Consider the following 24,996-nt stretch of genomic DNA (forward strand, 5'->3'; position numbering starts at 1 on the left):
ACAAACAGATTAAGGCGAAAAACCCACGTCTCGTAGTTTTCAAGCTGTACCCAAACGCTCGCATACGTTTCCTATCAGTCTGCGTGATTTTTTGTCGACCACCTCAAACCGCATCTTGCGGTTTTTTTGTTGAAAAGAAAAGTTGGGACAAGTAAGCGGATACATGTTGTCTAGACAAATCTATAGAACTATTACTTCTCTACTGTTTTACTAAAAAAGCGGATTTTTTGCGTGAACATCATAACAAAGGAAAACATTTCCGTTAAAATACATACGTAGAGAATAGCAGTCTTAGTTGCCGCATTTCTAAAATAGCATATAGTAAGTGAGTGTTCTTTCTATCTCCCTATTCCGACCAACCCGCAATAAAGTAAAATCGATGACATCTTTTAGCTGGCAATAGGGATCCATAAAGAACATATTTCCTGCCATATAAAAAAGGAGGGAACTCTAGAAAATGCGATTCTTGTTACGAAGCCACACGTTCTTCCCTGTAAAAAGAAAAACGTTTCTTGGCTAATTAAGATCATTTTGAAGCGGGATGTAGCTTCTTTGTAGGAGGATGCACCGATGAATGGAGAAAACGAAAGGGGCAAGCTTGCTGAGCTAGGCCAAGAATATATCGGAAGCGAAAAAGGGCAAGTTTTAATCGTCGGAGACCGGGAAGAGGGGGACGGCGAAACAAATTTACAAGAGACAAGCCTAATAACGGAGAAACCGCTATACATTGGGGGGGCCAAACAGATTGAGCTTGACTATGAAGCGGTAGCCCAATTAGGCAATTTATTGGAACGCACTGTACAGGAAAGGTTGCTTCTTGTCCGTACGCATATTAACAAGGCTAAGGACATTACTGAGCAGGAGAGCGCACGCTTCCTAGAACGAGTCAATCAGCTCCGTGAAATGTATGTAACACTTGTTGAACAGGCAGGGGAAGGTGGGCTTTTTCAAGGGATTGGCCAAGCAAGCGGTCGCCTTACCCAAGCCATTTCTGGGGTGCAGCAGCTCATTAGCGATGCGGAAAGGTGCTGCCGTGCCCTCCGGGAGGCGCAAACGAGTGCTCCGGTGGAATTAGCTGGTTCTATCTCACCACAGGCTGTTCAGATGGAAGACCTCTTTGCGGAAATTAGACATCTTAGTTGCCGCTTAGAAGAAGGGGCTGACCAGCTATTTCTGTTTGTTAACCATGTGTCAATGAATTATATTGAAGAAGTGTTTAGGGGCGGACAGGACTTATTTGCCGACTCGGTAGTCGAAGAGCTTCGCGCCCATTTGGATTATATTGTCCGCAACGAACAACAAGTTCACCAGCAAATTGCCGATTATAAAGAACAAGTAATATTTCTTGCGCAAGCTTTTGCAGACCAAGATCAAACACTTGCACTTGACGATAAATCAAGCACGACCGAGGCGGTTAATCTAGCTGCTCAAGGAACGTCTTATCCATTGGAAGACTCGCCTTATATGTTGTCAGCGATGGGTATCCGTGAATTCCACGCAACTAATGGAATTGAACGATTATCAACGGCGACTGTACCGTTGCTGTTTAACATCTTAGAAGAGTCGGTTGTTGCTGTTAAAAAACTAGAACTTCTCGGAGAGGAAGCGGTGGCCGCTGTCCAGGAGGCTTCGCATGTGCCCCTATACGGAACACTTTCCGTAAATGCGGAAAGCCTGTATGCTTCTTATCGTGCCTCCATCGAGGAAAAAGCGCTAGAGGCTGCGAGCTTGCTCAGAGAAGCGAACAATCAAGTGGCTGGGATTAGGCACGGCCTATATTCCCTCCAATGGAACTATCCGTCTTTATTGGAAGAACTGCGTCCACAGATCGAAGAGGTCCTGTTTAATGGCGCGGCTTTCCAAAGTGTCCATGCTTGCCACTCTGCTGCCAGTGACATTTTAAATGAAATGCAAATTGCTTTTAAAGATGTGGTCTTCCGGCTCGCACAAAATCAAGCCCAGTCCATTGAGGAGCTGCACAACAGTTCTCACATGATTGTCGAAAATATGGAATTGCTAAAATCGCAAATGAAGCGCGGGACAATAGAGTAAAGAGCGCCTTCCGTTAGGAAGGCGCTCTTTACTGTAGACAAACGCTCGCATCCGTCGTCGTTTGCCTCGGTCATATGCTCATGAACCCCCCGTTCTATTCGCATCTTCCCTCGGCTGCACTCCTCGTCTGACAAGCGTTTTCTATCAGTCTGAGTGCGGTTATCGACTTTGTCGACAACCTCAAGCGCCTTCCGTTAGGAAGGCGCTTTTTTATGAAGACCGGCCTAATCGTCGTTCTTTTAAACCATTCATCAAAACGGCAATCGCTCCGTCACCTGTTACATTTGCAGCTGTCCCGAAACTGTCTTGGGCAAGGTAAAGGGCAATCATAAGGGCGATTGCTCCCTCATCAAAACCTAGCATAGAAGTTAGGATGCCAGTCGCAGCCATGACTGCACCCCCTGGAACGCCAGGCGCGGCAATCATAATGATGCCGAGCATAAAGATCACAGGAATCATTCCTGAAAATCCGGGAAACGCCAATCCTGGGTAAATGTACATAACTGCTGTAGCAGCTGTTAAAATCGTAATGGTGCTCCCTGAGAGATGGATATTTGCGCACAACGGCACGACAAAGTTCGTGATCGAGTCACGGATGCCGTTTTTTCGAACGGCTTCCAATGTAACAGGAATGGTTGCAGCACTGCTCATCGTTCCAAGGGCAGTCACATACGCAGGCAACATTGCTTTTAGTAACGACAAGGGATTGTTACCATTAACAGCTGCCGCTACGGTATATTGGATAAAAAGCCAAATAATGTGCATAGCTACGGCTAAAAGCAGTACAACGCCAAAAACGCCTAATGTTTTAAAGACAGTGCCTTCATAGCTCATTTCAGCAAAAACGCCAGCGATATAAAAAGGGAGCAACGGGATGATTGCCTTACGTATGACTAATTCAACGATGTTTTTCCCTTCCTCGACAAGGCTGTGCAGTGCATTTGAACGTGTTGCGGCAATCCCGATGCCGAAGACAAAGGCAAGAAGCAACGCTGTCAAAACGTCAAAAAGTGGCTCAACCGACAGTTGCAAAAACCCTTCCATTTCTGAAGGGGTGCTGGCGTCTGTTCCGCTAATTCCAAGTGACGGGATGACGGTCATCGCTACTAAAACAGCAAAGAAGCCAGCTAGAGTGGTTGACAGATAAGAAATGAAAATGGTCGAGCCGACCATCTTTCCCCCGCCTTTGCCTAGAGCGGCAATGCCAGCAGCAATAAAGAACACAATAATAAGCGGAACCATAAAGAAAATAAAACTGCCGATAATGTCTTTTATCGTTACCATCAATTTAGCAATAAACTCATTGGCGATAAAACCAATGGCAATACCGGCAATAATACCAAAAACAAGCCGGGCAATTAATTTCACAAACAACACTCCAATCTAAATAAAGATGGCTACTTGAAAAGTACGTTGCTAGTATACCATTATTTAGTAGGTTGTGCATTGAAAACGCTATCATTTTCAATCTGTTTAGTGAAATGGCAGAAGTGTTTCGTTTTCAAAAACGCCTAAGTTTGGTACGATTAAGTACATGGAGGGGAAAATATGGGAAAATTCTATCAAGAACAATTGGATTTTTCAGATACGAAGAGCATTGAGCAAGCATTTGCGCAATTGTTAGCTGTTTCTCTTGATACGAGAGAAGCACTTGAACGCTTTATGGAAGAGGAATCCGTCCTCCTTGATCAGTTGGAGGAAGCGATCACTGGGCATTATATTGATTTTAACTGCCATAACAGTTCTGAAGAAGCAAAGCGTGCCTTTGAGTATGACCAACAAGTGATCGAACCTCTAATGAAGCGTTACGAGGCAAAGCTCGATGAGGCGTTCTTGGCGGCGCCGGCTTTAGCCCATTTGCCAGAAGAGAAGTACGGTCTGTTTGTAAAAAGAAAACAAAATGCTCAGCAACTTTATCGGGAAGAAAACGTCAAGCTTGAAATCGAAGAAGCAAGCCTCGCTACCGCCTATTTTGAACATACTGGGTCATTGACAGTAGACTGGGACGGACAAGAGCTGACCATTCCCCAGCTGTCTCCTTATTTCCAGGATGAAAACAGGGACACCCGCAAAAAGGCAATGTCATTGGCGAGGGAGGCACTGCTCAAAATCGAAGAGCCGTTGCAGAAAATTTTTTCAAAGTTGATGGTGATTAGGCAGCAAAAAGCCACGAATGCGGGGCTTGCTAACTATCGTGATTATATGTTCAAAAAGTACGCCCGCTTTGATTATACGCCTGAAGACTGCAAACAGCTCGCCCTTAGCATTGCCAAGCATGTGAAACCATTAAAGGAAAAGTTGCAGTGTCAACATGCCGACCAACTTGGTGTCGACACATACAGGCCGTGGGACATAGAAGCAGTTATTCCCGGGCAACAGCCTTTAAAGCCATTTGATGGAGCAGGGGAACTAATCGAAAAAGCTGGAACAGCACTCGATGTACTTGATGCTCGTTTTGGTGCCCTGCTTAGAAGAATGGATGCAGAGGGCATGCTTGACTTAGAGAGCCGCAAAGGCAAATCGCCTGGAGGATTTTGTGCGCCACTGCCGATATCGAAGCTTTCGTTTATTTTTATGAACCACGCAAATACACATGACGACATGATTACGCTATTCCATGAGATGGGCCATTGCATTCATAATGACTTAAAAAAGGAACTGCCATTGTCGCTTTACCGTGATACGCCGATGGAATCGAGTGAACTGGCGAGCATGTCGATGGAGCTTATGACAATGGACCAATGGTCGTTGTTCTATTCATCAGAAGAGGACTTGAAACGAGCCAAATACAAGCAATTAAAAGGCATTGTCGACTTTTTGCCGGTTGGAATTGTCATTGACCAATTCCAACATTGGCTCTATGAAAACCCATCACATAGCGAGGAAGAACGAAATCAAAAATACCGTGAGCTGTTAGAAACGATAGATGCCAATGTTCCTGATTGGAGCGGGTATGAAAAATGGCGGGAGAGCAGTTGGATCAGGGTGCTCCATATTTTTGAAGTGCCGTTCTACTATGTAGAATATGTGATTGCCCAGCTTGGAGCGCTGCAGTTGTATAAAAACTATAAACAACAGCCTGAACAAACGCTTGCCCGCTATAGGGAAGCCCTTGCACTCGGCAGTTCAAAATCTCTTCAGGAAGTGTACAGCGCAGCTGGAGTGCACTTTGATTTTTCGGCAGAAATGATTGGCGATTTAATGGCTTTTGTTGAACAAGAGTTAAACGAGCTTGCCTAAAAAGATGTACAATCAGCATCGTTCCTTTAATGATGATCTTAAAGGCGAAGTATACTCGTTTAGCGATCCTAACAGAAACCTCTAGCTGCTGAGAAGGAGAGTGAGCTGTTGAAGCGAGTCTTGGAGCTGCACATCGGACGGCGCTTAGCACGAAGATGAGGCGACGAATTTCTCCCATTACAGAAAAAAGTATCGCAGGCGTTACCGTCATGCCGTACTTATTGAGGTTTTTTTATTGCTCCAAGAGATAAAAAGGAATCGGCGCAGAAGTGTATTGATCTGACCTTTTTTGACTTTTTTTGCTCAAAGGGGTTGAAAGGTCAATAAAGGTCAGTTATAATAAAGCCATAGTCAGCAGCCTCTTTATTTTATAGGCTGTTTGATTTTTACTTAAAAGGTCAAAAATAGTCAAAGTCAAGGTTTAACAATAAATAAAGAACAAGGAGGAAAACGTCCATGAAATGTCAACATTGTCAAACTCGTGAGGCTGTGATTTCCTTGAATGTTGTTGTAAACAATCGTCAAAACCACTATGCGCTTTGCCAAGAGTGCTATGCACAATGGAGCGATTCAAACATGAATGGTCAATTTGATTCGCTGTTTCAGCAATTTATGAATCAAGGTCAGCCACAACAAAACGTTCGTACAAAAGAGCAAAAACGTACCGATGACGGTTTCCTAGGTCAATTTGGCCACAATTTAACAAACGATGCGAGAGAGGGAAAAATTGACCCAGTGATCGGCCGCGACCAAGAAGTAGAGCGCGTTATTCAAGTGTTAAGCCGTCGAACAAAAAATAACCCTGTGTTGATTGGGGAAGCTGGTGTCGGAAAAACAGCGATTGCCGAAGGGCTTGCTCGGCGAATTGCCAACGGCGACGTGCCAGCAAAACTGCAAAATAAACAAATCTATGCGATTGACTTTTCTTCTCTTGTGGCCGGTACAAGCTACCGCGGCCAGTTTGAAGAACGGATGCAGCAGTTAATTGACGAAGTTAGCCGCCGTGATGATGTGATTGTGTTTGTCGACGAACTTCACATGATCGTGGGCGCTGGTGCTTCAGGAGAAGGCAACATGGATGCGGGCAATTTGCTCAAGCCAGCGCTCGCGCGAGGAAGCATGCAACTGGTTGGGGCGACAACGCTAGCAGAATACCGCAAAATTGAAAAGGACCCGGCGCTTGAACGCCGCTTCCAACCGGTAACGGTCAAAGAGCCTACAACAAGCCAAGCGTTGGCGATTTTGAAAGGACTGAAGGACGTTTATGAAACGTACCACGGCGTTCGTTACTCAGATGAAGTGCTAGAAGCGTGCGTCAAACTATCAGATCGTTATATTCAAGACCGCTATCTTCCAGACAAAGCGATCGACCTACTTGATGAAGCTGGTTCCCACTTGTCCTTGTCTTCTAACCACGAAGATAAAGCGACATTGGAGAAACGTCTCGCTACGATCCGCGCGAAAAAACAAGAAGCAACCAAACAAGAGCGGTATGAAGAAGCGGCTGCGCTTCGGGATGAGGAACTGAAAGTAAATGCAAAATTGCAGGAAGCTGTGTCAGAATTAGAACCAGTAGACGTCACTGTTGAAGATATAGAAATGCTGATTGAACGGCAAACAGGCGTACCAGTCCGCAAGTTGCAAAAAGCTGAACAACAAAAAATGAAAGACTTGGCCAATAGGCTTGCAGCCAAGGTCATTGGGCAAGAGGAAGCAGTCGACAAAGTTGCCAAAGCTGTCAAGCGGAGCCGTGCAGGTTTAAAAGCAGGCAATCGACCAATTAGTTTTCTGTTTGTCGGACCGACTGGCGTCGGAAAAACGGAATTGACAAAACAACTTGCCCAAGAGGTGTACGGCAAGAAAGAAAGCATGATACGCCTTGATATGAGCGAGTTTATGGAAAAACACTCTGTATCTAAACTGATTGGTTCCCCTCCTGGCTATGTTGGCCATGAAGAAGGCGGCCAACTGACGGAACGAGTACGTCGCAATCCGTACAGCATCATTTTGCTCGATGAAATTGAAAAAGCGCATCCTGATGTGCAGCATATGTTTTTGCAAATTATGGAGGATGGCCGCTTGACGGATAGCCAAGGACGTGTCGTTTCCTTCAAGGATACAATGATCATTATGACGTCAAATGCTGGTGTTGGCGTGACAAAACCATCGCTTGGTTTCACTGCTGAACAAAGCAAAACACTAGGGATTTTAGAAAACCTTAACGATTATTTCAAACCTGAATTCCTTAACCGCTTTGACGCTTTGATCGAATTTAACCAGCTTTCAGAAGAAAACTTGATTGACATTGTCGATGTGATGCTTGCCGATTTGCATGAACGGTTGGCAGCACAAAACATTGAAATGGAAGTGAGCGAGGAAGCGAAGCGTAAGCTGGCTAAACTTGGCTACCATCCGGCGTTTGGTGCCCGTCCACTTCGCCGAGTGATTCAAGACACTATTGAAGATGACATCACCGATCTTTTGATCGATGATAGCGACATGAATCGCGTAAGCGTTCATGTCGTCGACGATCAACTTGTTGTCCGTAAAGGATAATAGCAAGGCTTGTCTGTAGTCTGAAGGCTGCTGGGATACCCAGCAGCCTTTTTTTGTTGTGCAGCTACATATTAACGCACTAAGCCGTACAAAGATTTGGGTAAAATCAGACGGATTTCTGCTTTGTTTTTGTGTAAAGTTGGCTGGAAACAGAATGATTTAGCAGGTGAAAGAGCGGGACTATGTGTACTTTTAATGGTATTGTTCAAGCCCCCGCACAATGGCCATTGCCGCTTCGCTTGGAAAACTGGCAGCTTTCATCCGTTCCGCTTCTTCAGCATTGGTAATAAATCCAAGTTCGACAAGGGCGGCAGGCATGGCAGTGTTGCGCAGCACATTAAAATTTGCCGATTTGACGCCGCGGTTTCTTGTATTTAGCGTGTTGACGAGTTCAGTTTGCAAAGCTGAAGCCAACGCTTGGCCTTGGTTGCTTGATGGAAAGTGGAATGTCTCTGTCCCATTGGCACTTGGGGTTGCTGCATTGGCATGAATGCTAACAAACGTATCGGCATTACTGGCATTGGCAAGCTCGGCCCGGGCTTCGAGCCCAACATATACGTCCCCCGTTCTCGTCATAATGACTGTTGCCCCTGCCTCTTCAAGCATATCCTTCGTATGCGTAGCTACCTTTAAAACAAGATCTTTCTCGTAAATCCCATTTGCGACTGCCCCAGGATCGCTTCCACCGTGGCCCGCATCAATGGCAATGACTTTACCAGATACACTAGCCGCCGCTTCTGACGCTAGAAAATAGCTAGTGCAGACTACTGCAAGGATGGCGGCCATCAAAAATGAAAAAGCATGCTTTTTTCTCATGAGCGCCTCCTTGGTTTTTATCGATCAGCTTATTTAGTAGTCTAAGAGATTGCTACTGTGGCAACAAGGGATTTTGTCGAAAACAGCCCTTCCTGATTAAAATGAAGGGAAAATATGGATCCGAAGAGAAAAACATGAAGAACCGCAGTGGTTAAGTTTTAAGAAAACAAGGAAGAGTGGTCTAAGAAGAGGTGACTAGTGACGTTTCAAGATCGCTCAGTTAGGAAGCTATTTAGCTAATTTCAATCTTTTGTCCCAGGCATAGATGGTAGCTAAGTAACAAAAAGGCTTGATTTCTCGTTTTTTAGTGATCACGTATGTTTCAAATTTTGCAACCAAGGCGCAAAATATGAAATTAGCAAAATGGAAAACTATAGTAAAATAAGTACTAAAACCTAGACCTTTAGGCTTGTAATCGGAGGAGAAACGATGAAATCAAATTTAGAAGCATACCGCATTATGAATGACATTTATCGTCTATTGCGCCAAGAGGTAGGCTCTCCGACGTCTACGTTTCGCGAAGTGGTAGATCTTGCGATTGTAAAGCTACGGGGACGAATGGAAGACAAAGAATTAAGTCGGCTCTGGCATATCGTCTACTTGCGCCAAGATATGATGAATTTCGAGACGATCTCCCGCAGCCAAGTAGAGTATTTAAAAGCTGTTCGCAAAGCTTTAATGAAAGCGCTAAAAAAGAAGGATGACGATAATGAGATCTGCGTATAAAAAACGCAGAAGCGGTTCTACATGAGGGAGGGAGAGGAGGAACGGCTTGACTACATCATATTGGCAGATAATTCAGAACAGTAATTGCGAATAATTATTTTATTTTATTCTAAGATAACGTTTGCCCATTCAAGCTAATTAGCATGTTTTTAAGCGGAGGCTGTGCAATCAGCTCCTATACAAAATACTTGGGTATAATGGTCTGGTTATGGTTATTCATGGCTATAAACGGTCATTTATTAGAATGTTTTGCTGTTTTTAGCAGATAGCTACAAAAACAAAGGAATATTAACCGCTTTTGCGAAATAACTGGGAGAAACCCCAATTCTTGTGGAATGTAGGCAAACCATTATTCTAAACTCAATGTTCAGCAATCAATCATTTATGGCCAAGTGAGAGGAGGTGAGCAAAAAGCGGAGTTCTGTATCATTCCAAACACAAGAAAACTGAGTAAACATAGAAGTTATATGAAATTATTTGACTAGGCCAGACTACATCAAAGCAAGGAAACGGTAATGGGAGTTTGGAGGCAACCTTAGCTTATAGTTAAAGCGTTGATTGTAAGATAGGACTTGAGGTTTAGTCATAGGCGAGATGGTTTCTCGCTTTCCATTAAATCTAACCTTATTCTTTATATAAAGCCCCTTTTATTGACTCACTTATAATAGCAATTAAAGGTTATGCGGGAGATGGCGCAACAGGTTGATACGGCGATATGCGGGATGCCGCTAGATCATTCACTAAGAGGGTTTTTTATGGATATGCTGACAGATAAACGCATTGAGCGCTTAGTGAAATTGATTCATTTCATTGGCGCCAAAGAGAACTGCACGAAGGCGGAAATCCGTAAAACATTGGCTTGTTCGGACCGCACGGTTGATTATACGATAAAAGAATTGGAAAAAGAATTACAGCAAACGGGCACAGACATGGCGATTGTGCGCAATGCTCATAATCAATATGGTTTTTCAAACAAAGATGACCGGCAGCTTAATGACGTTTTGCGCCGTCTCTATTTTCAGGATGATATGGTCCGTTTTATTGGCTGCTCTTTATCTGGCCGCTTAAGTGTGGATTCGTTTATTCAAAAACATTTCTTAAGCCGTTCTACATTCTTCCGTAAGCTCCATAAAATCAAACCTTTGCTCCATGCTTTCCATCTACGATTTGAGCCGAGGACGTTTAAACTCATTGGCAAAGAACATCATATCCGCATTTTTTATTTTTGCTTTTTTTGGGAAGTTACCGGAAGTGGCATTGCGTGGCCTTTTTCGATTGAAAAACAGTTTGCTAATCAATTGTTTGCGCCGATTGCAAAGGCTATGAAGTTAAATTTGTCCTCATTGCAAACAGAACGTTTCCTATACTGGATTGCTATCCAATGGTTGCGAGTAAAGCAAGGGCACTTCACTGACTCTTATGATGAGGCATTCCCTTCCGACTTGCAAACAAAGGTGCTTGCAAATGCTGGAGAATTGCTTAAGACAGTGCCGGAAAACATAAGGTCATCAGAAGTGCAGTTTTTATTGATCATTCTTTTAAATTCGCCGTTTCTTTACCATGACGAAGAGCTTGTCGCTTCTAATCTAGCTGCAAACCAGTTACACCGTACTGAAGAATGGAGGGCAACGCGGCGGTTCGCCCGCGCTTTAAAAAAATGGTTTTCTCATGCGTTGGAAGAAAAAGCGGCACAGCGGATGGAAGGGCATTTGCTGCAAATCCATCGTAATAAACGGTACTTTTCCGTGAACTATTCTAGCTATAAAGAGCGAATTCAACTAGAAGTATTGCAAAAACGTCATCCGCTTATTACAGAAGGCGTTTTTGCTGCTTTTGAAAAAGTATTGGCTGAGCAAATGGTGCCTTTTTTACAAATCGATCAGGCTGCCTTGCTCATTCGTTATATTGTACTGGTCTATACATTTGCCGACATTGAGAAATTAAATGAACCATTGAATATCCAAATCTTTTCAAGTGAAGGGCCTGTCTATGAGCAAAAGCTTTCAGAACGAATGAATGCTGCACTACCGTATCAGTTAAACGTCCAAACTTCCATAACTTACACCCGTGACAAAGCAGAAATGCCTTCGTTCATTATTACAGACACGCTTTTTCCCCATCATGAAAAAGTGGACGTCCTTTACATCCAGTCTCCACCAACGAACCAAGACTGGCGCCGGATCCTAGAACAGTGTGAAAAGCACCACAAAAGGGCGATTGAATCGATCCTTTTTACACGAAAAGAGCAGCAGGAGATAGGACAACTTTTAAAAAGGGAGATGAATGGGAGATAAAAAACCTGCAAGGCTAAGCAAGAACCTTGCAGGTTTTACAGACTGTGACGAACGCCCGGATAAGCATACATCGTTGAAAGCCAAAAGCATAGTTGGCCACTATAAAGGGGGCATGCCAAAAGACATTTATGTGTTTTGGCCAGTTGTGTGCAGCATGCCTCTGCGAAATAATTCATTTTTTAAAATCACAATAAAATCAACGGATAATTGATGTTCAATCGCTTGGTAGTACGAATGGAGCAGAAGGTCGTCTGATAAATCTTTCAGCATACGATATCCCCCTCTGTTATGTGGTGAGAAATGTTGGCTATGTGTGCCTTAATGTTACTACATATAGTGTTTTATATCAATAAAAACCCTATATATATGATTGTTAACCGTTTGATTCGGCCATGTAATAGCTGAGCGTTTTTTCAACATGCCTAGAAAGGACGAACGGCGCACCGCCAACTGAATGTTTTACTCCTTTAACCCAATAAAGATGTTCGATATAATGGGGAGACAAGCACGCTTTTTCAGAAACATGGATAGCGTGTTTTTGCATAAAGTCTTTTAGCTTTCTCATGTCGATGGAGAGGCGGGCGAGTGCTTGTTGAATGATGTTTATATAGACAGAGGGGTATTTAATGCCTGCCACTTGTTTTCCTTGGAAACGCACCAGTTCGCGTGTCAAAATGATGCGCGCATAATGCAAGCGGATATAGGCTTGCGCCGCCCTTTCCGCTTTTTCGCTAATGGTTTCCCGGGCGGTGGGGGCAAGCCCAAACAGGGCTCGCACTTGGTTGTTGGACAGTTCCATGTTTAAACGGGGCTAACGTGTTTGATGATACGCAAAGGAAGCCACTCGCACCTATCTGGAAAAGCGATTTTGATCCGCTTGTTCCATTCGTCTAATTTATCAATAGTGCCAATTCTTTGGCGGTAGCGGCCGTGATCCCAATAAGTGACAGTGACCTCATACGTGTGATTTAACGCGTCCATGATGGTAGCCCCTAGCTCGCGCCATTCGTCATCGTCCAATTCGCCATGCAATGGAACGTCTTCTTCCTGCCGTTGCAGTTCAATCCATGCCTGTTTATGCTCAGGCAGCATCATCCGACTTCCTTCCCATAACAAGTTTCCCCGATGGATGTACCACTCTTCTTTTCCCATCAGTAAACTCCTTTCTTATTGGAACGTTTGTTTGTATTGTATGCGAATGTCCGTTCGATAACAAGTGGAAAATAGTGGTTCTTTTCAGGATAGGAGCAGCGTAAATGTAAGAAGGAAACGTCGTGCCCGTTAGCGCCATGAAAACAGCTAGCGCATTTCATGAATAAGTGCAATGAGATGGGCAAATTGTGTTATGATGTTGCTTAAGGCTTATGGTAAGATGTGAGTTTTGCGAAAAACAAGGATAGAGGAGACGTTGTATGAAACTAACTGCGACAATGCCTTCGGAGCGGATTCACGAGTTGGACATGATCCGGGGAATTGCCTTGTTCGGCATTTTAATGGCAAACATGATTGCTTTTAAAACGTTAGCTTTTACCGATGCAAGCTTTATGCTAGAAGGGAAAGCTTTGTCTGAAAACCGCTTGGACGCGAATGTACAGCTGTTTATTAGTTTTTTTGTAGACGGCAAGTTTTACCCAATGTTTTCTTTGCTGTTCGGACTTGGGTTTTATATTTTTTATACGCGCGTTTTGGCGAAAAACATGGCAGCAACACGGGTTTTTTATAGGCGGATCGTCTTTTTGCTTGTGGTCGGTCTTGTGCATTTGCTGCTCTTATGGTCAGGAGACATCTTGTATACATATGCATTAACAGCTTTGCTTTTGCCATTGTTCTTCAACCGCCAGCAAAAGACGCTAATTACTTGGACGATCGCTCTAATGCTTGTTTCTGCAGCAGTGATGACATCCTACATGTTGTTTTTAGGCGTTAGCATGGAATTTAGCCTGAGAGAAGGGCTCATGACAATGGATGACATTGCTGGCGATACAGCTAGTGCTATAGCAACAATGGCGAATGGCACCTATTTACAAATAGTAGAGTATCGCTTTTTTAATGAGTCATTCTTTCAACTTTTTACCGTCATCTTTGTCATACCAGGAATTTTGCCGCTGTTTTTAATTGGCTTATCGATGGGGAAAGCAGGAATGTTCCATGACGTGAAAGCCAACTTAACACGCTGGAAAAGGCTGTGCTGGATTGGCTTTTTGGCGGGTTTCCCTCTTACGTTGCTCGAAGTGTCGATCAAATACAATTTAATCGACATGAATCCTGTGTTTACACAAGGGTTGGCTGAGGGCATCAGAATACTTGCTGGCCCGTTGCAAATGTTGTTTTATGTATCAGCATTTGTGCTCCTTTTACAGAAAGAAGCAGTGGCGCGTTTGTTCATGCCAATTGCTTCTGCAGGACGCATGGCATTGACGAGTTATTTGCTGCAAACGATTGTGGCAACGACCATCTTTTATGGGTATGGCTTTGGGTTGTTTGGCAGCGTCTCTAGCAGCCAAGGGTTACTCATTGCCGTTGCTATTTATGCTACACAAGTCGTACTTAGCCATTTGTATTTAAAAAAATGGAAACAAGGGCCCCTTGAAGCTTTATGGCGGAAATGGACATATGGCGGCGGGGCGGCAAAACGCACAGCATAAAGAGCCATTTGGGCGACTGCCCAGATGGCTCTTAGCCTGAAAAGACATCCCTTTTACAACGATTTAGCTCCTCCTATATTCTGTACAACCCCATCGAGCCATACTGGACTAACCTAAAAATCCGATAACATTTGAAAGCTACTGGAAGAACTTCTGACAAATTAAAGTCGATATTAAAGAAGGATTTGCCTTTCTAACATCGAAATTGTCTTAAAAAGCGAAACTTTTTAAAGTTGAAACGAAAAGTGAGGTGGTGAGAAGATTAAGCCTCCAGTACAATTGCATGAAGTCAATCGAATCAATGCGTTAAACCTTATCCGCCTACACGGGCCCCTTTCCAAGAACATGATTGCCAAACAAATACAAGTCAGCCCAACGACGGCCGCAACGATTTTGAACAAGCTTATTGACGAAGGGTATGTGCAAGAAGAAGGAGTCGGCCATTCGACTGGAGGAAGAAGGCCGGTGCTTTACCGCTTTAATCCAGACAAATCGTTTATAATCGCCCTGTCGCTGGCAAACTCATCGGTTCGCATCGCCGCTTTGAATTTAGAGGGACATGTCCGCTCAGAACACCATGTACAAGTCCATTCGCTCCGTGGTGAAGCATATATCGATTTTATTATGAAAGCGTTATCCGAATTTATTGGCCGGCTTGAAAAGCTGGACGAATGTGTGGGCATTTCCATTGTTGTACCAGGAATTGTCCAAGCCGAACGAGGCATTGTATCTTATAATGCAAAACTTGACTTGTATGACGTCCATTTAAAACAAAAAGTGGAAGCGGCATTTGGTTTGCGAACGTATGTAGACAATGACATGAATGCGATGATAATGGCAGAAAAGCAGTTCGGCACAGCGAGATATAAAGAAATGTTGTTTATTTCGGTAGGCGAGGGGGTTGGTTCAGGGTTGATCGTGAACGGCAGCATTTACCGCGGCTTCAGTGGCAGTGCAGGCGAAATTGGCCACATGTCCGTATTGCCTGGTGGCCCTGCTTGCCCTTGTGGCAACCAAGGCTGCCTTGAAAACTATGTTAACTGGCCGGCTATTTATTCACGCATCCTCTCTGCCTGGCTCACGCAAGGCGTGAAAACGGCGATCATTGAGAGCGCCGCTGGGCGGCCAGAAGCAATCCAACCAACGGACTTCGTTGAAGCCGCTTGCGCAGGCGACCCGTTTGCGCTAACGGTTGTCGAGGAAATGGCAGAGTCTCTGTCGGTAGCAATTACCAATAGTTTGCACTTATTGAATCCGCAAGCGGTTGTGTTGACTGGGCCTCATGTGCAAAACAATTTGCCCTTGTTTGAACGCCTTAATAAAAAAATCAACAGCCGGGCATTGAATCCGATTGCACGGCACATTGAAGTGAAACCGGCCTCTCTGGAAACAAATAAAGACATTCTTGGCGCGTTAGCAGTCTTGTTGCAATACGAAATGCAAGTCGGTAAGTATGAGTTGTTTTTACCTGAGACAAATGAGTAAGGGAGGCAAAGCATGAAAAAAGCGATCGCTTTGGTAGTGCTAGTCGCAGCATTTTCGGTAGCAGGGTGTCAGAGCGAACGAGCAAGCCCTCGGCAGCAGACGCTTGATATTGCATTATGGGATGAACAGGCAAAGCCGGCTGTTGACGAAGCAATTGCCGCTTTTGAAAACAAGCACCCAGATGTCCGTGTCAATGTGACTTATAGCCCTTACTCTCAATATTGGACGACTTTAAGGACAAGCATAGGAGGAGGGGCAGGGCCCGACCTATTTTGGATGAATGCAGTCAATTTCCACCAGTATGCAGAGCCTGGCCTACTTCAAAGCCTCGAGCCATTTATTGCCGAGGACGAAACCTTTCAAAAACAGTACTACTATGAGAGCATGGTCGAACTTTACAGTTACGAAGGCGACCTATTTGGGGCGCCATACTTTGTCGATGCTGTGGGCTTGTTTTACAACAAAGCGCTTTTTGATGAAGCTGGCATCCCCTATCCAGATGAGACTTGGGACTGGAAGGACATCGAGCGGGTTGGCGCGCAGCTGACAGACGCTGATAAAGGGATTTATGGATACGCAGCGCCGATTGTCAGCAACCAGCGAGGCTATTACAATTACATCCACCAAGCGGGCGGGGAAATTGTTAGTGAAGACCAGGCGCATTCCGGTTTTGGTACTGCCGCCGCGAAAGAAGCATTTGCCTTCATAGAACGGCTGGTCGACCAAGGCATTTCGCCAGATATTAAGTCGCAAATTGAAAATGACCTCGATCAAATGTTTATGTCTGATAAAGTGGCTATGTACCCAACGCTCTCCGTTAGCGCTGCCTTGTTTCATGATGAAATGGGCAACAAAGTCGATGTCGCTCCATTGCCGAAAGGGAAAAAAGATGCTGTCATTCTTCACGGAATTAGTTGGACAATGAATAAAAAAACGGAGCACCCTGAACTTGCCTGGGAACTAATCAAGGAGTTAACAGGCGAAGCAGGCAATGAAACGATTGCCAAAAGTGGCTTTTCCACACCTGCTGCGCGCTCCGCAGGCGATCTTTGGCTTGAATCGATCCCGGACATGAATTTGCACGTTTTTATCGCTGCGCAAGAAACAGGAGTGGCATACCCGGTTTCGAAAAACACAATGGAGTGGCAGCGGATGGAGCAAACGGAAATCCAAGGCGCTTTCCTTTCAGGAGAGCCCATTGACGATGTACTTGACCGAGTTGCAACAGAAATGGAGCGAATTTTGCGGCAAGGAGAAGAATCTGAATAGGAGGGAGATGTCATGATAAGCGAAGCGGGAAAACCTCCGGGTATGGGAGCAACACCTAAAGCAGGGAAACGAAAAAGCAAAGCGGCAAAAGAGACGCTATGGGCCCTTTTGTTTATCAGCCCAACATTCATCGGCTTGTTTGCCTTTTATCTCGGTCCGGCGATTGCTTCATTTGCCCTTTCCTTTACACATTGGGATGGGCTGACGTCTCCTACTTTCGCTGGGTGGGAGAACTTCAGCGCGCTGCTCTCAAGCCCGGTGTTTATGCGGTCGCTCGTTAATACACTTCTTTTTATGCTTGTCGCTGTACCTGTTTCGGTGGCGCTTGCCACATGTATAGCCGTGCTGCTGAACCAAAAAATCAAAGGGATGGTTGTGTATCGCGCCCTTTATTTTTTGCCTGTCGTAACAATGCCGATCGCCGTCGGAATGGTTTGGAAGTGGCTTTATAATACGGAGTACGGTTTGGTGAACTATGTTCTCGGCTTTCTCGGTTTGCCTCAACCTGAATGGCTATTCGACCCGAATATCGCTTTGCTTAGTGTGATCGCCGTATATGTTTGGATGACTGTCGGCAATAACATCATTTTAATTGTGGCGGGGCTCCAGCATGTGGACCCTACTTACTATGAGGCAGCAGCGATAGACGGAGCATCCAAACGCAGCCAATTTTTCCGCATCACATTGCCATTGCTGACGCCGACGCTGTTTTTTGTCGTCATTACAGCCATGATTAGTTCGCTGCAAGTATTTGATTTGATCTTTGTAATGATCGGCGATACGACGGCGCTAGTCGGCCCGCTTCGCACGATGGTGTATGGCGTTTATGAATCAGGGTTTATGTTTTCACAAATGGGCTACGCGTCAGCGCAAGCGTTCCTGTTGTTCCTTCTAATTTTGGCAATGACAGTAATGCAGTTTGCCGGGCAAAAAAAGTGGGTTCATTACGACGGATAATCAAGGAGAGGAGTGGTGGTCATCGTGAGAAAAGGAGTGATTCATCTTTTACTAATTGCTGGTGCCGTCATTATGGTCACCCCATTTTTGTGGATGGTGACTACCTCATTGAAGACGTATTTAGAATCGATGCAAATCCCGCCAACAATTTGGCCGGAAACATGGCGTTTCGACAACTTTGCCCGTGTGTTTGAGAGTGCCGATTTCTTGCGTTATTATGCCAACACGATTTTTGTAACAGTGTTGCGGACAGGCGCACAGCTGTTCCTTTGTTCAATGGCAGCCTATGCGTTTGCCCGATTGAATTTTCCGTTTAAAAACACGCTTTTTCTCTTGATTTTGTCGGTTTTGATGGTACCGATGCAAGTGATTTTGATTCCAAACTATGCACTATTGGCGCAATTAGGCTGGATCGATACATTTTATGCCCTCATTGTGCCTGGCATGTTTAGCGCGTTCGGTGTTTTCCTGCTGCGGCAATTTTTTATGGGCATCCCGAAGGAGCTTGATGAAGCAGCGATCATAGATGGCTGTACGCACTGGGGCATCTATTGGCGGATTATTCTGCCCAATGCTAAACCAGCACTGGTGGCACTGGCGATTTTTACAGTGCTTGCAGCTTGGAATGATTTTCTGTGGCCACTTGTGATGACCAATTCAGCTGATATGCGAGTCTTGTCGGTAGGGATCGCCAATTTTGAAGGGCAGTATTCAACCGAGTATCCGCTATTGATGGCAGCCGCGCTCATGTCGACTGTACCAATGCTGCTGATGTTTTTATTTTTACAAAAACATTTAATAGCAGGAATTGCACTAGGGGGAGTACGAAGATAGTATAGCAAGCCCATAAAAATCGATTGGACAAAGGGGATGGGAAGATGGTTCGTGTAGTAGTTGTCGGACTTGGAACGATGGGGGCGGTCCACGCTCGCAGTTTTGCAAAAATGGAACATGCAGATCTTATCGGCGTTGTCGATATTAACGAAGACCGAGCAGATACATTTGCGAAAGAACTGGGTACATTGGGGTTTTATTCCTTTGCTGATGCGAAACAAGCGCTCGGGGAACGCATCGATGTAGTATCAATTTGCTTGCCGACAGACTTGCATCCTTCCTATGTGAAAGAGGCGGCCAATATCGGCGCAGATGTCATCTGTGAGAAACCCCTCGCGCGTACGGCAAAAGCGGCAGAGGAGATCGTCCGATATTGCAAGAAAAAGGGAGCCAGATTGTTCGTCGGCCATGTAGTCCGCTTTTTCCCAGAATACCGAAAGGCAAAAGAAGTGGTTGAGGCTGGGCGAATTGGCGATGTTGGTGTCGTCCGGACGACAAGGGGCGGCGCTTTCCCGCAAGCAAGCGAAAATTGGTATGCGGACTATGATCGCAGCGGTGGTGTTGTCCTCGATTTGTTGATCCATGATTTTGATTTTTTGCGTTGGACATTCGGCGAGGTAGAGCGAATATATGCGAAAAATATCGGCGGTGTGGCTGGCATCAATGAGCAGGCGAAAGAGTATGCGCTCGTATCGATTCGTTTTAAAAGCGGTGTGATTGCCCATTTGGAAGGGTCATGGGCCCATAAGCAATTTAGAACGTCGTTTGAGTTTGCCGGCCGCGATGGAATTTTAGCTTATGACAGCCAAAGCGCGCAACCGCTGATCGCCGAAAAAAGCGACGCAGGGAAAACGGGTGGTGTGGCTGTACCAGAAAGCCCACTCAAACAGTCGCCTTATGAACAAGAACTGTGTCATTTTATTGCGTGCATTGAAAAAAACGAACAACCCCTTGTTACCGCAGAAGATGCGTACCGAGCAGTTGAAATCGCGGAAGCCGCTTTAGAATCGATTAAAGAGGATAAGCCAATCACGTTGCATTTGCAAACGGTGCTGTCATAACGAGAAAGAGGAGGAGATGAAGTGAGAGTAGGAATAATCAGTTTTGCACACGGTCATGCCTATTCATATGCGTCGAGTTTACGGAACATAGAAAATGTCGAGTTGGTAGGGGTCGCTGATGACGACCAAGAAAGAGGCAAACAAGCAGCGAAAACATATGAAACGGCCTATTACCCTACCTACCAAGCGTTGCTTGCCGAAAAACTTGATGCAGTCGTTGTGACAAGCGAGAATAGTCGTCATAAAGAACATGCAGTGGCGGCGGCAAGAGCGAAAGCCGCTGTATTATGCGAAAAGCCTCTTGCCTCTACAGCAGAAGATGCTCAAGAAATCATTGACGTCTGCAACGAAGAAGGTGTGCTCTTGCAAACCGCTTTTCCAGTAAGGTTCAATGAAGCCGTTGCCCGTGCCAAACAGCGCATTGATGCGGGTGAATTTGGTGATATAGTTGCGATAAAAGGGACAAACCGTGGCAAAAATCCAGGAGGATGGTTCAATGATCAGGAGCTAGCAGGCGGCGGCGCGGTTATCGACCATACTGTCCATGTCGTCGATATTATGAGGTGGGTGCTGGATGATGAGGTGGCACAAGTATATGCAGAAGTAGACCAATTGTTTTCCGGAAACGGCATTGACGATGCTGGATTGCTGACATTCACCTTTGACAATGGCGTATTTGCCACGCTTGACTGCAGTTGGTCGAGAAATGACCAGTTTCCCATTTGGGGCGACGTTACCATTGAGTTTATTGGCACGAAAGGGACATTAAAAGTGGATGCCCAAGGGCAAAAGTTTGATGTATTCCATGGCAACGGGCTCAGCTACACGTATTGGGGGGACGACATGGACGATGGGCTTATACGCGACTTTATTGCTAGCGTCAAAACGAACCGGGCCCCATCCATTAGTGGAACTGACGGTTTGCGGGCGCTTGAAGTAGCGTTAGGCGCCTATGAGGCGGCTGCTACAAAAGAAGTCGTTGTCCTCCAGGGAAAGGAGAACGAAGGCAGTGAAAAAAGGGATTAACCAATGGTGTTATCCACCGGAGACAGCGCTCAATGATGTCTTAAAATGGACAAAAGCAGCGGGGTTTGAGGCCATTGAGCTCAATGTCAGCCAACCAGGGGGAATCGGCTTGACGATGGATACGAGCCATGCAGAAGCAACGCAAATCAAACAAGCAATTGCGGCTCATGGACTAGAAACGGACAGCCTTTCCACTGCCTTGCTCTGGGAATTCCCTTTGTCGTCAGCGGATAGTGCTGTCCAAGAGGAGGGCAAGCGCATTGTCCGCAAAATGTTGGAGTTGGCCTCTGCAATCGGGGCCAGTACGATCCTTGTCGTTCCAGGTGTTGTAACAAAGGAAACGCCTTATGATCTTTGCTATCAGAACAGCATTTCTGCTTTAAGAACATTATTGCCGTATGCGGAGGAACTAGGCGTCGCCATTGGAATTGAAAATGTCTGGAACCGCTTTTTGTTATCGCCACTTGAGATGAAGGCGTTTATTGATTCACTGCAATCAGAGTATGCTGGCGCTTATTTTGACGTTGGCAATGTACTGCCATTTGGTTATCCTGAACAATGGATCCGCATTTTAGGCAAGCGGATTTTAAAAGTTCATGTCAAAGATTTTAAAGAAACGATTGGGAACATCAACGGGTTTACAAATTTGTTTGCTGGTGACGTCGATTTTAAGAGCGTGATTGCTGAACTCCAGGCAATTGGTTATAAAGGGGAAGTAACTGCTGAACTGACCCCCTACAAAGAGCATCCCTTTGCGCTTGCGTACGATACGGCGCGGCAACTCGATGTGTTGCTCGGACGCCATTCTGATTATTCTCTCGACAGACAATAGACAAACGCTCGCATTGAAGGTGTTCGACAACCTCAAACATGGAGCGCGACCATCGCGCTCCATGTTGCAGCCTGTAGACAAGTTTTTCTATCCGTCTAGATGAGGTGATCGCTTTTATTTTTTCTCATGGAGTATGCCTGCTATGTTTTGTGAATGTTTTCCAAAAACGGCACAAGCTCTTGCATCATAGCGGCTGGCTGCTCTTCAGGAACATAATGACCACAACCAGCAAGCTCTTTTCCTGTAGCCATTGTCGCTACTTCTTTCCATATATCAAGCACAGGCTGACCAGCCAGATTTCCATTTTCTCCCCAAAGCAGCAAACAAGGGTGATTGATTTTTTTATTCATTTCTTTTTCTACTCGATAGTTCGGTAAATCAAGCTTGTGTGCCGCACGATAATCGTTCAGAGCTGCTTGAAAACCACCTGGTTGCTTCCAAATTCGTACGTATTCATCCCAAACTCCGTCAGATTTTAATTGCTCCAGTAAATGTGGCGTTCGTCTAAACAAAGCCCCTAAATAAACCTCTTCCCGACCTGCAATGAGCGCTTCAGGCAACTCTGCGACTACCTGAAAAACCCAATGCCAATATTTTTTGGCCGCTTCCGAGGCAGAAAGGTTGTCATAGACATATTCCAAGGGAAGAATATCGATGAGGCAAAGGCCTGCCGCATAGTCAGGATAATCTAAGGCGAATCTTCTTGCTACTCTAGCCCCGCGGTCATGCCCAATCAAGGTCACTTTTTCTAATCGTAAATGCGTCACAAGGTCATAGATATCTTTGGCCATGTTTGCTTTCCTATAGCTTTCTATCCCCTCTGGTTTATCCGAATCCCCATATCCTCTCAAATCCACAGCGAGCACATGATAACGCTTTATTAAATCGGGAATAACGAACCGCCACAAGGCCCAACTTTGTGGGAAGCCATGCAATAAGATAACCGTATTAGAATGCTGCTCCCCTCCTTCTACATAGTGTAGTTGAATCCCATTCACAGGAGCATAGCGATGCTTCAGTTGGCACAACTGAAAATCGTTCCAAGCATCCATTTGTCTAGCGCCTCCTTTTGCCATCTTTATAGCCATACAATTGCATTGTAAGCCCTTTCCTTTATAATTTAAAATGAATACATTTAAATGTATCGATCATTTTCAGTGATACTGAATAGGCGAATAAGATGGTTAAAACAAAGGAGCGGTAAAGGTGGATATCAAGGACCTGCTTATATTTAAAACATTAGCCCAACAAAAAAATATTACGAAGACTGCGGAGCAGCTTAACTATGTTCAATCAAATGTAACAGCAAGAATAAAAAAGCTTGAGGATACATTAGGGACAAAGCTGTTTTATCGTCATCCACGAGGAGTAAGTTTAACTGGTAAAGGGCGGATTTTGTTGAAAAAAGCAGAACAAATCTTATTGCTCATCAACGAAACCGAGAAAATGGTTCAGGATTCTGACGAACCGAATGGTTCACTATCGTTAGGAACAAACGAAACAACAGCAGCGACACGACTGCCACAGTTATTAGTGACATACAATAAGCAATACCCTAAAGTCGAACTATCGTTACGCGTTGCCTTAACACATGAACTCATCACCGATGTACTTGAGTACAAACTCGATGGGGCATTTGTGCTGGGCCCCATTCATGATCACCAGCTTCGGACGATTCCAGTCTTTCAAGAGGAACTTGTCATTGTATCGAAATCAACAGAGTTGTCTGAATGGAGTACACGAAACGTCCTAACGCGGCCACGTTGTCCTTATAAGAGTAAACTTGATCAATGGCTGGAAACACAAGGGTATCGTCCTGATCATATCATCGAATTTGGCACGCTTGAGTCGATCATTCATTGTGTTCAAGCAGGCCTAGGAATTGCCATTATCCCAAAGTCATTAGTATTGAAACAGCTTGCGGGAAAGGATATAACGATACATTCTTTACCTGAACCCAATCAAATGATTGATCTTTTCTTTATTCATCGAAAGGATACGTATCTTGACAAAGCTTATCTCGCATTTCTGCAATTCTTGGAAACCTAAAAGGATGAACCTTTTCTAGTCCTTCATCCCACTTTTGGTCTGCCACCATTTCTAGTTTCCCTGAGAATATCGATCTTTCTTTAATAAATCATACATGGAGCATAACAATGGCTCCATGTCGGAAAACAAGTGCACAAACGGTTTGTGGATAAAGCATCGACGTTTGTTCATAAATATAGATGAATAGTGGATAAAAATGTTGTATATGTGTATATGTTGATGGTTCATGTGGATAATTCATATGCTCTGTGGACAATGTTGTGGAAAAGAACATGGCGCCAAAAAGGGTTGCCATAATCGTACTATGTGATTTATCAACACACAGTTTTTTATTGTACGGTATAGCCACCGTCTACAACGAGTGTTTGCCCTGTAATGCCTTTTGCTTCAGGAGAAGAGAGGTATATCGCCAAACTAGCGACTTCTTCCACAGTAATCAAGCGTTTTTGTGGAACAAGTGGATAAATAACATCATCTAGCACTTTTTCTACCGGTACTTGTCGGGACTTCGCCAAATCTTCCATTTGATTGCGGACTAGGGGGGTGTCAATATATCCTGGGGCAATACAGTTAACGGTTATCCCGTCTTCAGCAGTTTCGAGGGCAGCGACTTTCGACAGGCCGATAATGCCGTGTTTCGCGCTGTTATAAGCCGCTTTACCAGAAAAGCCAATTAAGCCATTAATGGAAGACATGTTGATAATCCGGCCAAACTGTTGCTTCCTCATAATGGGCATGACGTGTTTAATCGCCATAAATGGGCCAACAAGCATAATGTCAACGAGGAGCTTGTATGTCTCTGTTGGAAAGTCTTCAATTGGTGATACATGTTGCATGCCTGCGTTGTTAATGAGCACATCAATTCGCCCAAAACAAGCAACTGTTTTTTGAACCATCGCTTTTACTTCGTTCTCATTCGTAACATCTGTTTGTATGCCTTCTGCAACGTAGCCTTTTTCCGTCAGCGCCAATGTCGCTTTGTGCAAGCTGTCAGCATGCACATCGGCAACCATAACGCTCGCTCCCTCAGCGGCAAAACGTTCAGCCAAATGGTAGCCGATCCCGCTTGCTGCTCCAGTAATCAGTACAACCGTTCCTTTCATCATAAAACCTCCAATATGTGGTGATTCACTATTCTACTTTAAAAAACAGTC

Annotated in this window: 21 protein-coding genes; 14 read left to right on the plus strand and 7 right to left on the minus strand. The window is 44.9% G+C overall.

Features of this window, described 5'->3' with window-relative positions; translation table 11 throughout:
* The first annotated feature begins 570 nt into the window (after positions 1–570).
* Positions 571–2,052, plus strand: coding sequence for an SA1320 family protein (locus N6H06_RS03620; RefSeq protein WP_263705655.1), 1,482 nt, complete (start codon positions 571–573; stop codon positions 2,050–2,052).
* 210 nt (positions 2,053–2,262) lie between these two features.
* Here the strand turns inward: N6H06_RS03620 and N6H06_RS03625 are convergent, their stop codons facing one another.
* On the minus strand, positions 2,263–3,420 hold the full coding sequence (locus N6H06_RS03625) for a dicarboxylate/amino acid:cation symporter (RefSeq protein WP_062745701.1): 1,158 nt from the start codon (positions 3,418–3,420) through the stop codon (positions 2,263–2,265).
* Between the two features lie 180 nt (positions 3,421–3,600).
* Here N6H06_RS03625 and N6H06_RS03630 point away from each other — a divergent pair, with 180 nt between their 5' ends.
* Together N6H06_RS03630 and N6H06_RS03635 are read left to right on the plus strand one after the other, a co-directional pair.
* Positions 3,601–5,292, plus strand: a complete 1,692-nt coding sequence (locus tag N6H06_RS03630) for a M3 family oligoendopeptidase (RefSeq protein WP_263705656.1) — start codon at positions 3,601–3,603, stop codon at positions 5,290–5,292.
* A gap of 456 nt (positions 5,293–5,748) precedes the next feature.
* Positions 5,749–7,848: an ATP-dependent Clp protease ATP-binding subunit gene (locus tag N6H06_RS03635; protein ID WP_062745706.1), complete on the plus strand. Its 2,100-nt coding sequence runs from the start codon at positions 5,749–5,751 to the stop codon at positions 7,846–7,848.
* Between the two features lie 192 nt (positions 7,849–8,040).
* On the opposite strand, the gene N6H06_RS03640 is transcribed toward N6H06_RS03635, so the two are convergent.
* Entirely contained in the window at positions 8,041–8,664 is a 624-nt protein-coding gene (locus N6H06_RS03640) for an N-acetylmuramoyl-L-alanine amidase family protein (protein ID WP_082808203.1), read from the minus strand.
* A gap of 429 nt (positions 8,665–9,093) precedes the next feature.
* Here N6H06_RS03640 and N6H06_RS03645 point away from each other — a divergent pair, with 429 nt between their 5' ends.
* Both N6H06_RS03645 and N6H06_RS03650 read left to right on the plus strand, forming a co-directional pair.
* Complete coding sequence (locus tag N6H06_RS03645) at positions 9,094–9,390, plus strand: hypothetical protein (RefSeq protein WP_062745708.1); 297 nt, start codon at positions 9,094–9,096, stop codon at positions 9,388–9,390.
* A 755-nt stretch (positions 9,391–10,145) separates the two neighbouring features.
* Positions 10,146–11,684: a helix-turn-helix domain-containing protein gene (locus N6H06_RS03650; protein ID WP_062745709.1), complete on the plus strand. Its 1,539-nt coding sequence runs from the start codon at positions 10,146–10,148 to the stop codon at positions 11,682–11,684.
* Positions 11,685–11,810: 126 nt separating this feature from the next.
* On the opposite strand, the gene sda is transcribed toward N6H06_RS03650, so the two are convergent.
* The 3 genes from sda to N6H06_RS03665 form a co-directional block, all read right to left on the minus strand.
* A complete protein-coding gene (sda, locus tag N6H06_RS03655; RefSeq protein ID WP_082808205.1) occupies positions 11,811–11,954 on the minus strand; it encodes a sporulation histidine kinase inhibitor Sda in 144 nt (47 codons plus the stop codon).
* Between the two features lie 103 nt (positions 11,955–12,057).
* The gene (locus tag N6H06_RS03660) at positions 12,058–12,483 is read right to left on the minus strand and encodes a hypothetical protein (protein ID WP_153020491.1); all 426 of its coding nucleotides are present in this window, start codon (positions 12,481–12,483) and stop codon (positions 12,058–12,060) included.
* Between the two features lie 2 nt (positions 12,484–12,485).
* A complete protein-coding gene (locus tag N6H06_RS03665; protein WP_062745712.1) occupies positions 12,486–12,836 on the minus strand; it encodes a YolD-like family protein in 351 nt (116 codons plus the stop codon).
* Positions 12,837–13,096: 260 nt separating this feature from the next.
* Here N6H06_RS03665 and N6H06_RS03670 point away from each other — a divergent pair, with 260 nt between their 5' ends.
* From N6H06_RS03670 to N6H06_RS03705, 8 genes are all read left to right on the plus strand, one after another.
* A complete protein-coding gene (locus tag N6H06_RS03670; protein ID WP_263705657.1) occupies positions 13,097–14,329 on the plus strand; it encodes a DUF418 domain-containing protein in 1,233 nt (410 codons plus the stop codon).
* Positions 14,330–14,608: 279 nt separating this feature from the next.
* On the plus strand, positions 14,609–15,814 hold the full coding sequence (locus tag N6H06_RS03675) for an ROK family transcriptional regulator (protein ID WP_212954346.1): 1,206 nt from the start codon (positions 14,609–14,611) through the stop codon (positions 15,812–15,814).
* Positions 15,815–15,826: 12 nt separating this feature from the next.
* Entirely contained in the window at positions 15,827–17,083 is a 1,257-nt protein-coding gene (locus N6H06_RS03680) for an ABC transporter substrate-binding protein (protein ID WP_263705658.1), read from the plus strand.
* A gap of 12 nt (positions 17,084–17,095) precedes the next feature.
* The gene (locus N6H06_RS03685; RefSeq protein WP_062745718.1) at positions 17,096–18,040 is read left to right on the plus strand and encodes a carbohydrate ABC transporter permease; all 945 of its coding nucleotides are present in this window, start codon (positions 17,096–17,098) and stop codon (positions 18,038–18,040) included.
* A gap of 72 nt (positions 18,041–18,112) precedes the next feature.
* Positions 18,113–18,874, plus strand: coding sequence for a carbohydrate ABC transporter permease (locus N6H06_RS03690; RefSeq protein ID WP_238583302.1), 762 nt, complete (start codon positions 18,113–18,115; stop codon positions 18,872–18,874).
* A 44-nt stretch (positions 18,875–18,918) separates the two neighbouring features.
* Positions 18,919–19,935, plus strand: a complete 1,017-nt coding sequence (locus N6H06_RS03695; protein WP_263705659.1) for a Gfo/Idh/MocA family protein — start codon at positions 18,919–18,921, stop codon at positions 19,933–19,935.
* A 21-nt stretch (positions 19,936–19,956) separates the two neighbouring features.
* Positions 19,957–20,961, plus strand: coding sequence for a Gfo/Idh/MocA family protein (locus N6H06_RS03700; protein ID WP_062745722.1), 1,005 nt, complete (start codon positions 19,957–19,959; stop codon positions 20,959–20,961).
* The gene (locus N6H06_RS03705; RefSeq protein ID WP_062745723.1) at positions 20,945–21,793 is read left to right on the plus strand and encodes a sugar phosphate isomerase/epimerase family protein; all 849 of its coding nucleotides are present in this window, start codon (positions 20,945–20,947) and stop codon (positions 21,791–21,793) included. Before N6H06_RS03700 ends, N6H06_RS03705 begins: the two co-directional genes overlap by 17 nt.
* A 140-nt stretch (positions 21,794–21,933) precedes the next feature.
* Here the strand turns inward: N6H06_RS03705 and N6H06_RS03710 are convergent, their stop codons facing one another.
* On the minus strand, positions 21,934–22,845 hold the full coding sequence (locus N6H06_RS03710) for an alpha/beta fold hydrolase (protein WP_062745724.1): 912 nt from the start codon (positions 22,843–22,845) through the stop codon (positions 21,934–21,936).
* Between the two features lie 154 nt (positions 22,846–22,999).
* On the opposite strand from N6H06_RS03710, the gene N6H06_RS03715 reads away from it, so the two are divergent.
* Positions 23,000–23,842 (plus strand): LysR family transcriptional regulator, encoded by an 843-nt coding sequence (locus tag N6H06_RS03715; RefSeq protein WP_062745725.1) that lies wholly within the window; start codon positions 23,000–23,002, stop codon positions 23,840–23,842.
* Between the two features lie 329 nt (positions 23,843–24,171).
* Here the strand turns inward: N6H06_RS03715 and N6H06_RS03720 are convergent, their stop codons facing one another.
* Positions 24,172–24,948 (minus strand): 3-hydroxybutyrate dehydrogenase, encoded by a 777-nt coding sequence (locus N6H06_RS03720; RefSeq protein ID WP_212954341.1) that lies wholly within the window; start codon positions 24,946–24,948, stop codon positions 24,172–24,174.
* Positions 24,949–24,996: the final 48 nt, after the last annotated feature.

Origin of the sequence: Shouchella tritolerans (assembly GCF_025770735.1) — a bacterium.
GTDB classification, from domain to species: Bacteria; Bacillota; Bacilli; order Bacillales; family Bacillaceae_D; genus Shouchella; species Shouchella tritolerans.

Coding starts and splice junctions, on each gene's coding strand:
- N6H06_RS03660 (WP_153020491.1), bottom strand. CDS start 12,483: ATGGAACTGTCCAACAACCAAGTGCGAGCCCTGTTTGGGCTTGCCCCC.
- N6H06_RS03670 (WP_263705657.1), top strand. CDS start 13,097: ATGAAACTAACTGCGACAATGCCTTCGGAGCGGATTCACGAGTTGGAC.
- N6H06_RS03720 (WP_212954341.1), bottom strand. CDS start 24,948: ATGATGAAAGGAACGGTTGTACTGATTACTGGAGCAGCAAGCGGGATC.
- N6H06_RS03665 (WP_062745712.1), bottom strand. CDS start 12,836: ATGGGAAAAGAAGAGTGGTACATCCATCGGGGAAACTTGTTATGGGAA.
- N6H06_RS03695 (WP_263705659.1), top strand. CDS start 18,919: ATGGTTCGTGTAGTAGTTGTCGGACTTGGAACGATGGGGGCGGTCCAC.
- N6H06_RS03630 (WP_263705656.1), top strand. CDS start 3,601: ATGGGAAAATTCTATCAAGAACAATTGGATTTTTCAGATACGAAGAGC.
- sda (WP_082808205.1), bottom strand. CDS start 11,954: ATGCTGAAAGATTTATCAGACGACCTTCTGCTCCATTCGTACTACCAA.
- N6H06_RS03680 (WP_263705658.1), top strand. CDS start 15,827: ATGAAAAAAGCGATCGCTTTGGTAGTGCTAGTCGCAGCATTTTCGGTA.
- N6H06_RS03645 (WP_062745708.1), top strand. CDS start 9,094: ATGAAATCAAATTTAGAAGCATACCGCATTATGAATGACATTTATCGT.
- N6H06_RS03685 (WP_062745718.1), top strand. CDS start 17,096: ATGATAAGCGAAGCGGGAAAACCTCCGGGTATGGGAGCAACACCTAAA.
- N6H06_RS03640 (WP_082808203.1), bottom strand. CDS start 8,664: ATGAGAAAAAAGCATGCTTTTTCATTTTTGATGGCCGCCATCCTTGCA.
- N6H06_RS03620 (WP_263705655.1), top strand. CDS start 571: ATGAATGGAGAAAACGAAAGGGGCAAGCTTGCTGAGCTAGGCCAAGAA.
- N6H06_RS03650 (WP_062745709.1), top strand. CDS start 10,146: ATGGATATGCTGACAGATAAACGCATTGAGCGCTTAGTGAAATTGATT.
- N6H06_RS03690 (WP_238583302.1), top strand. CDS start 18,113: ATGGTCACCCCATTTTTGTGGATGGTGACTACCTCATTGAAGACGTAT.
- N6H06_RS03710 (WP_062745724.1), bottom strand. CDS start 22,845: ATGGATGCTTGGAACGATTTTCAGTTGTGCCAACTGAAGCATCGCTAT.
- N6H06_RS03635 (WP_062745706.1), top strand. CDS start 5,749: ATGAAATGTCAACATTGTCAAACTCGTGAGGCTGTGATTTCCTTGAAT.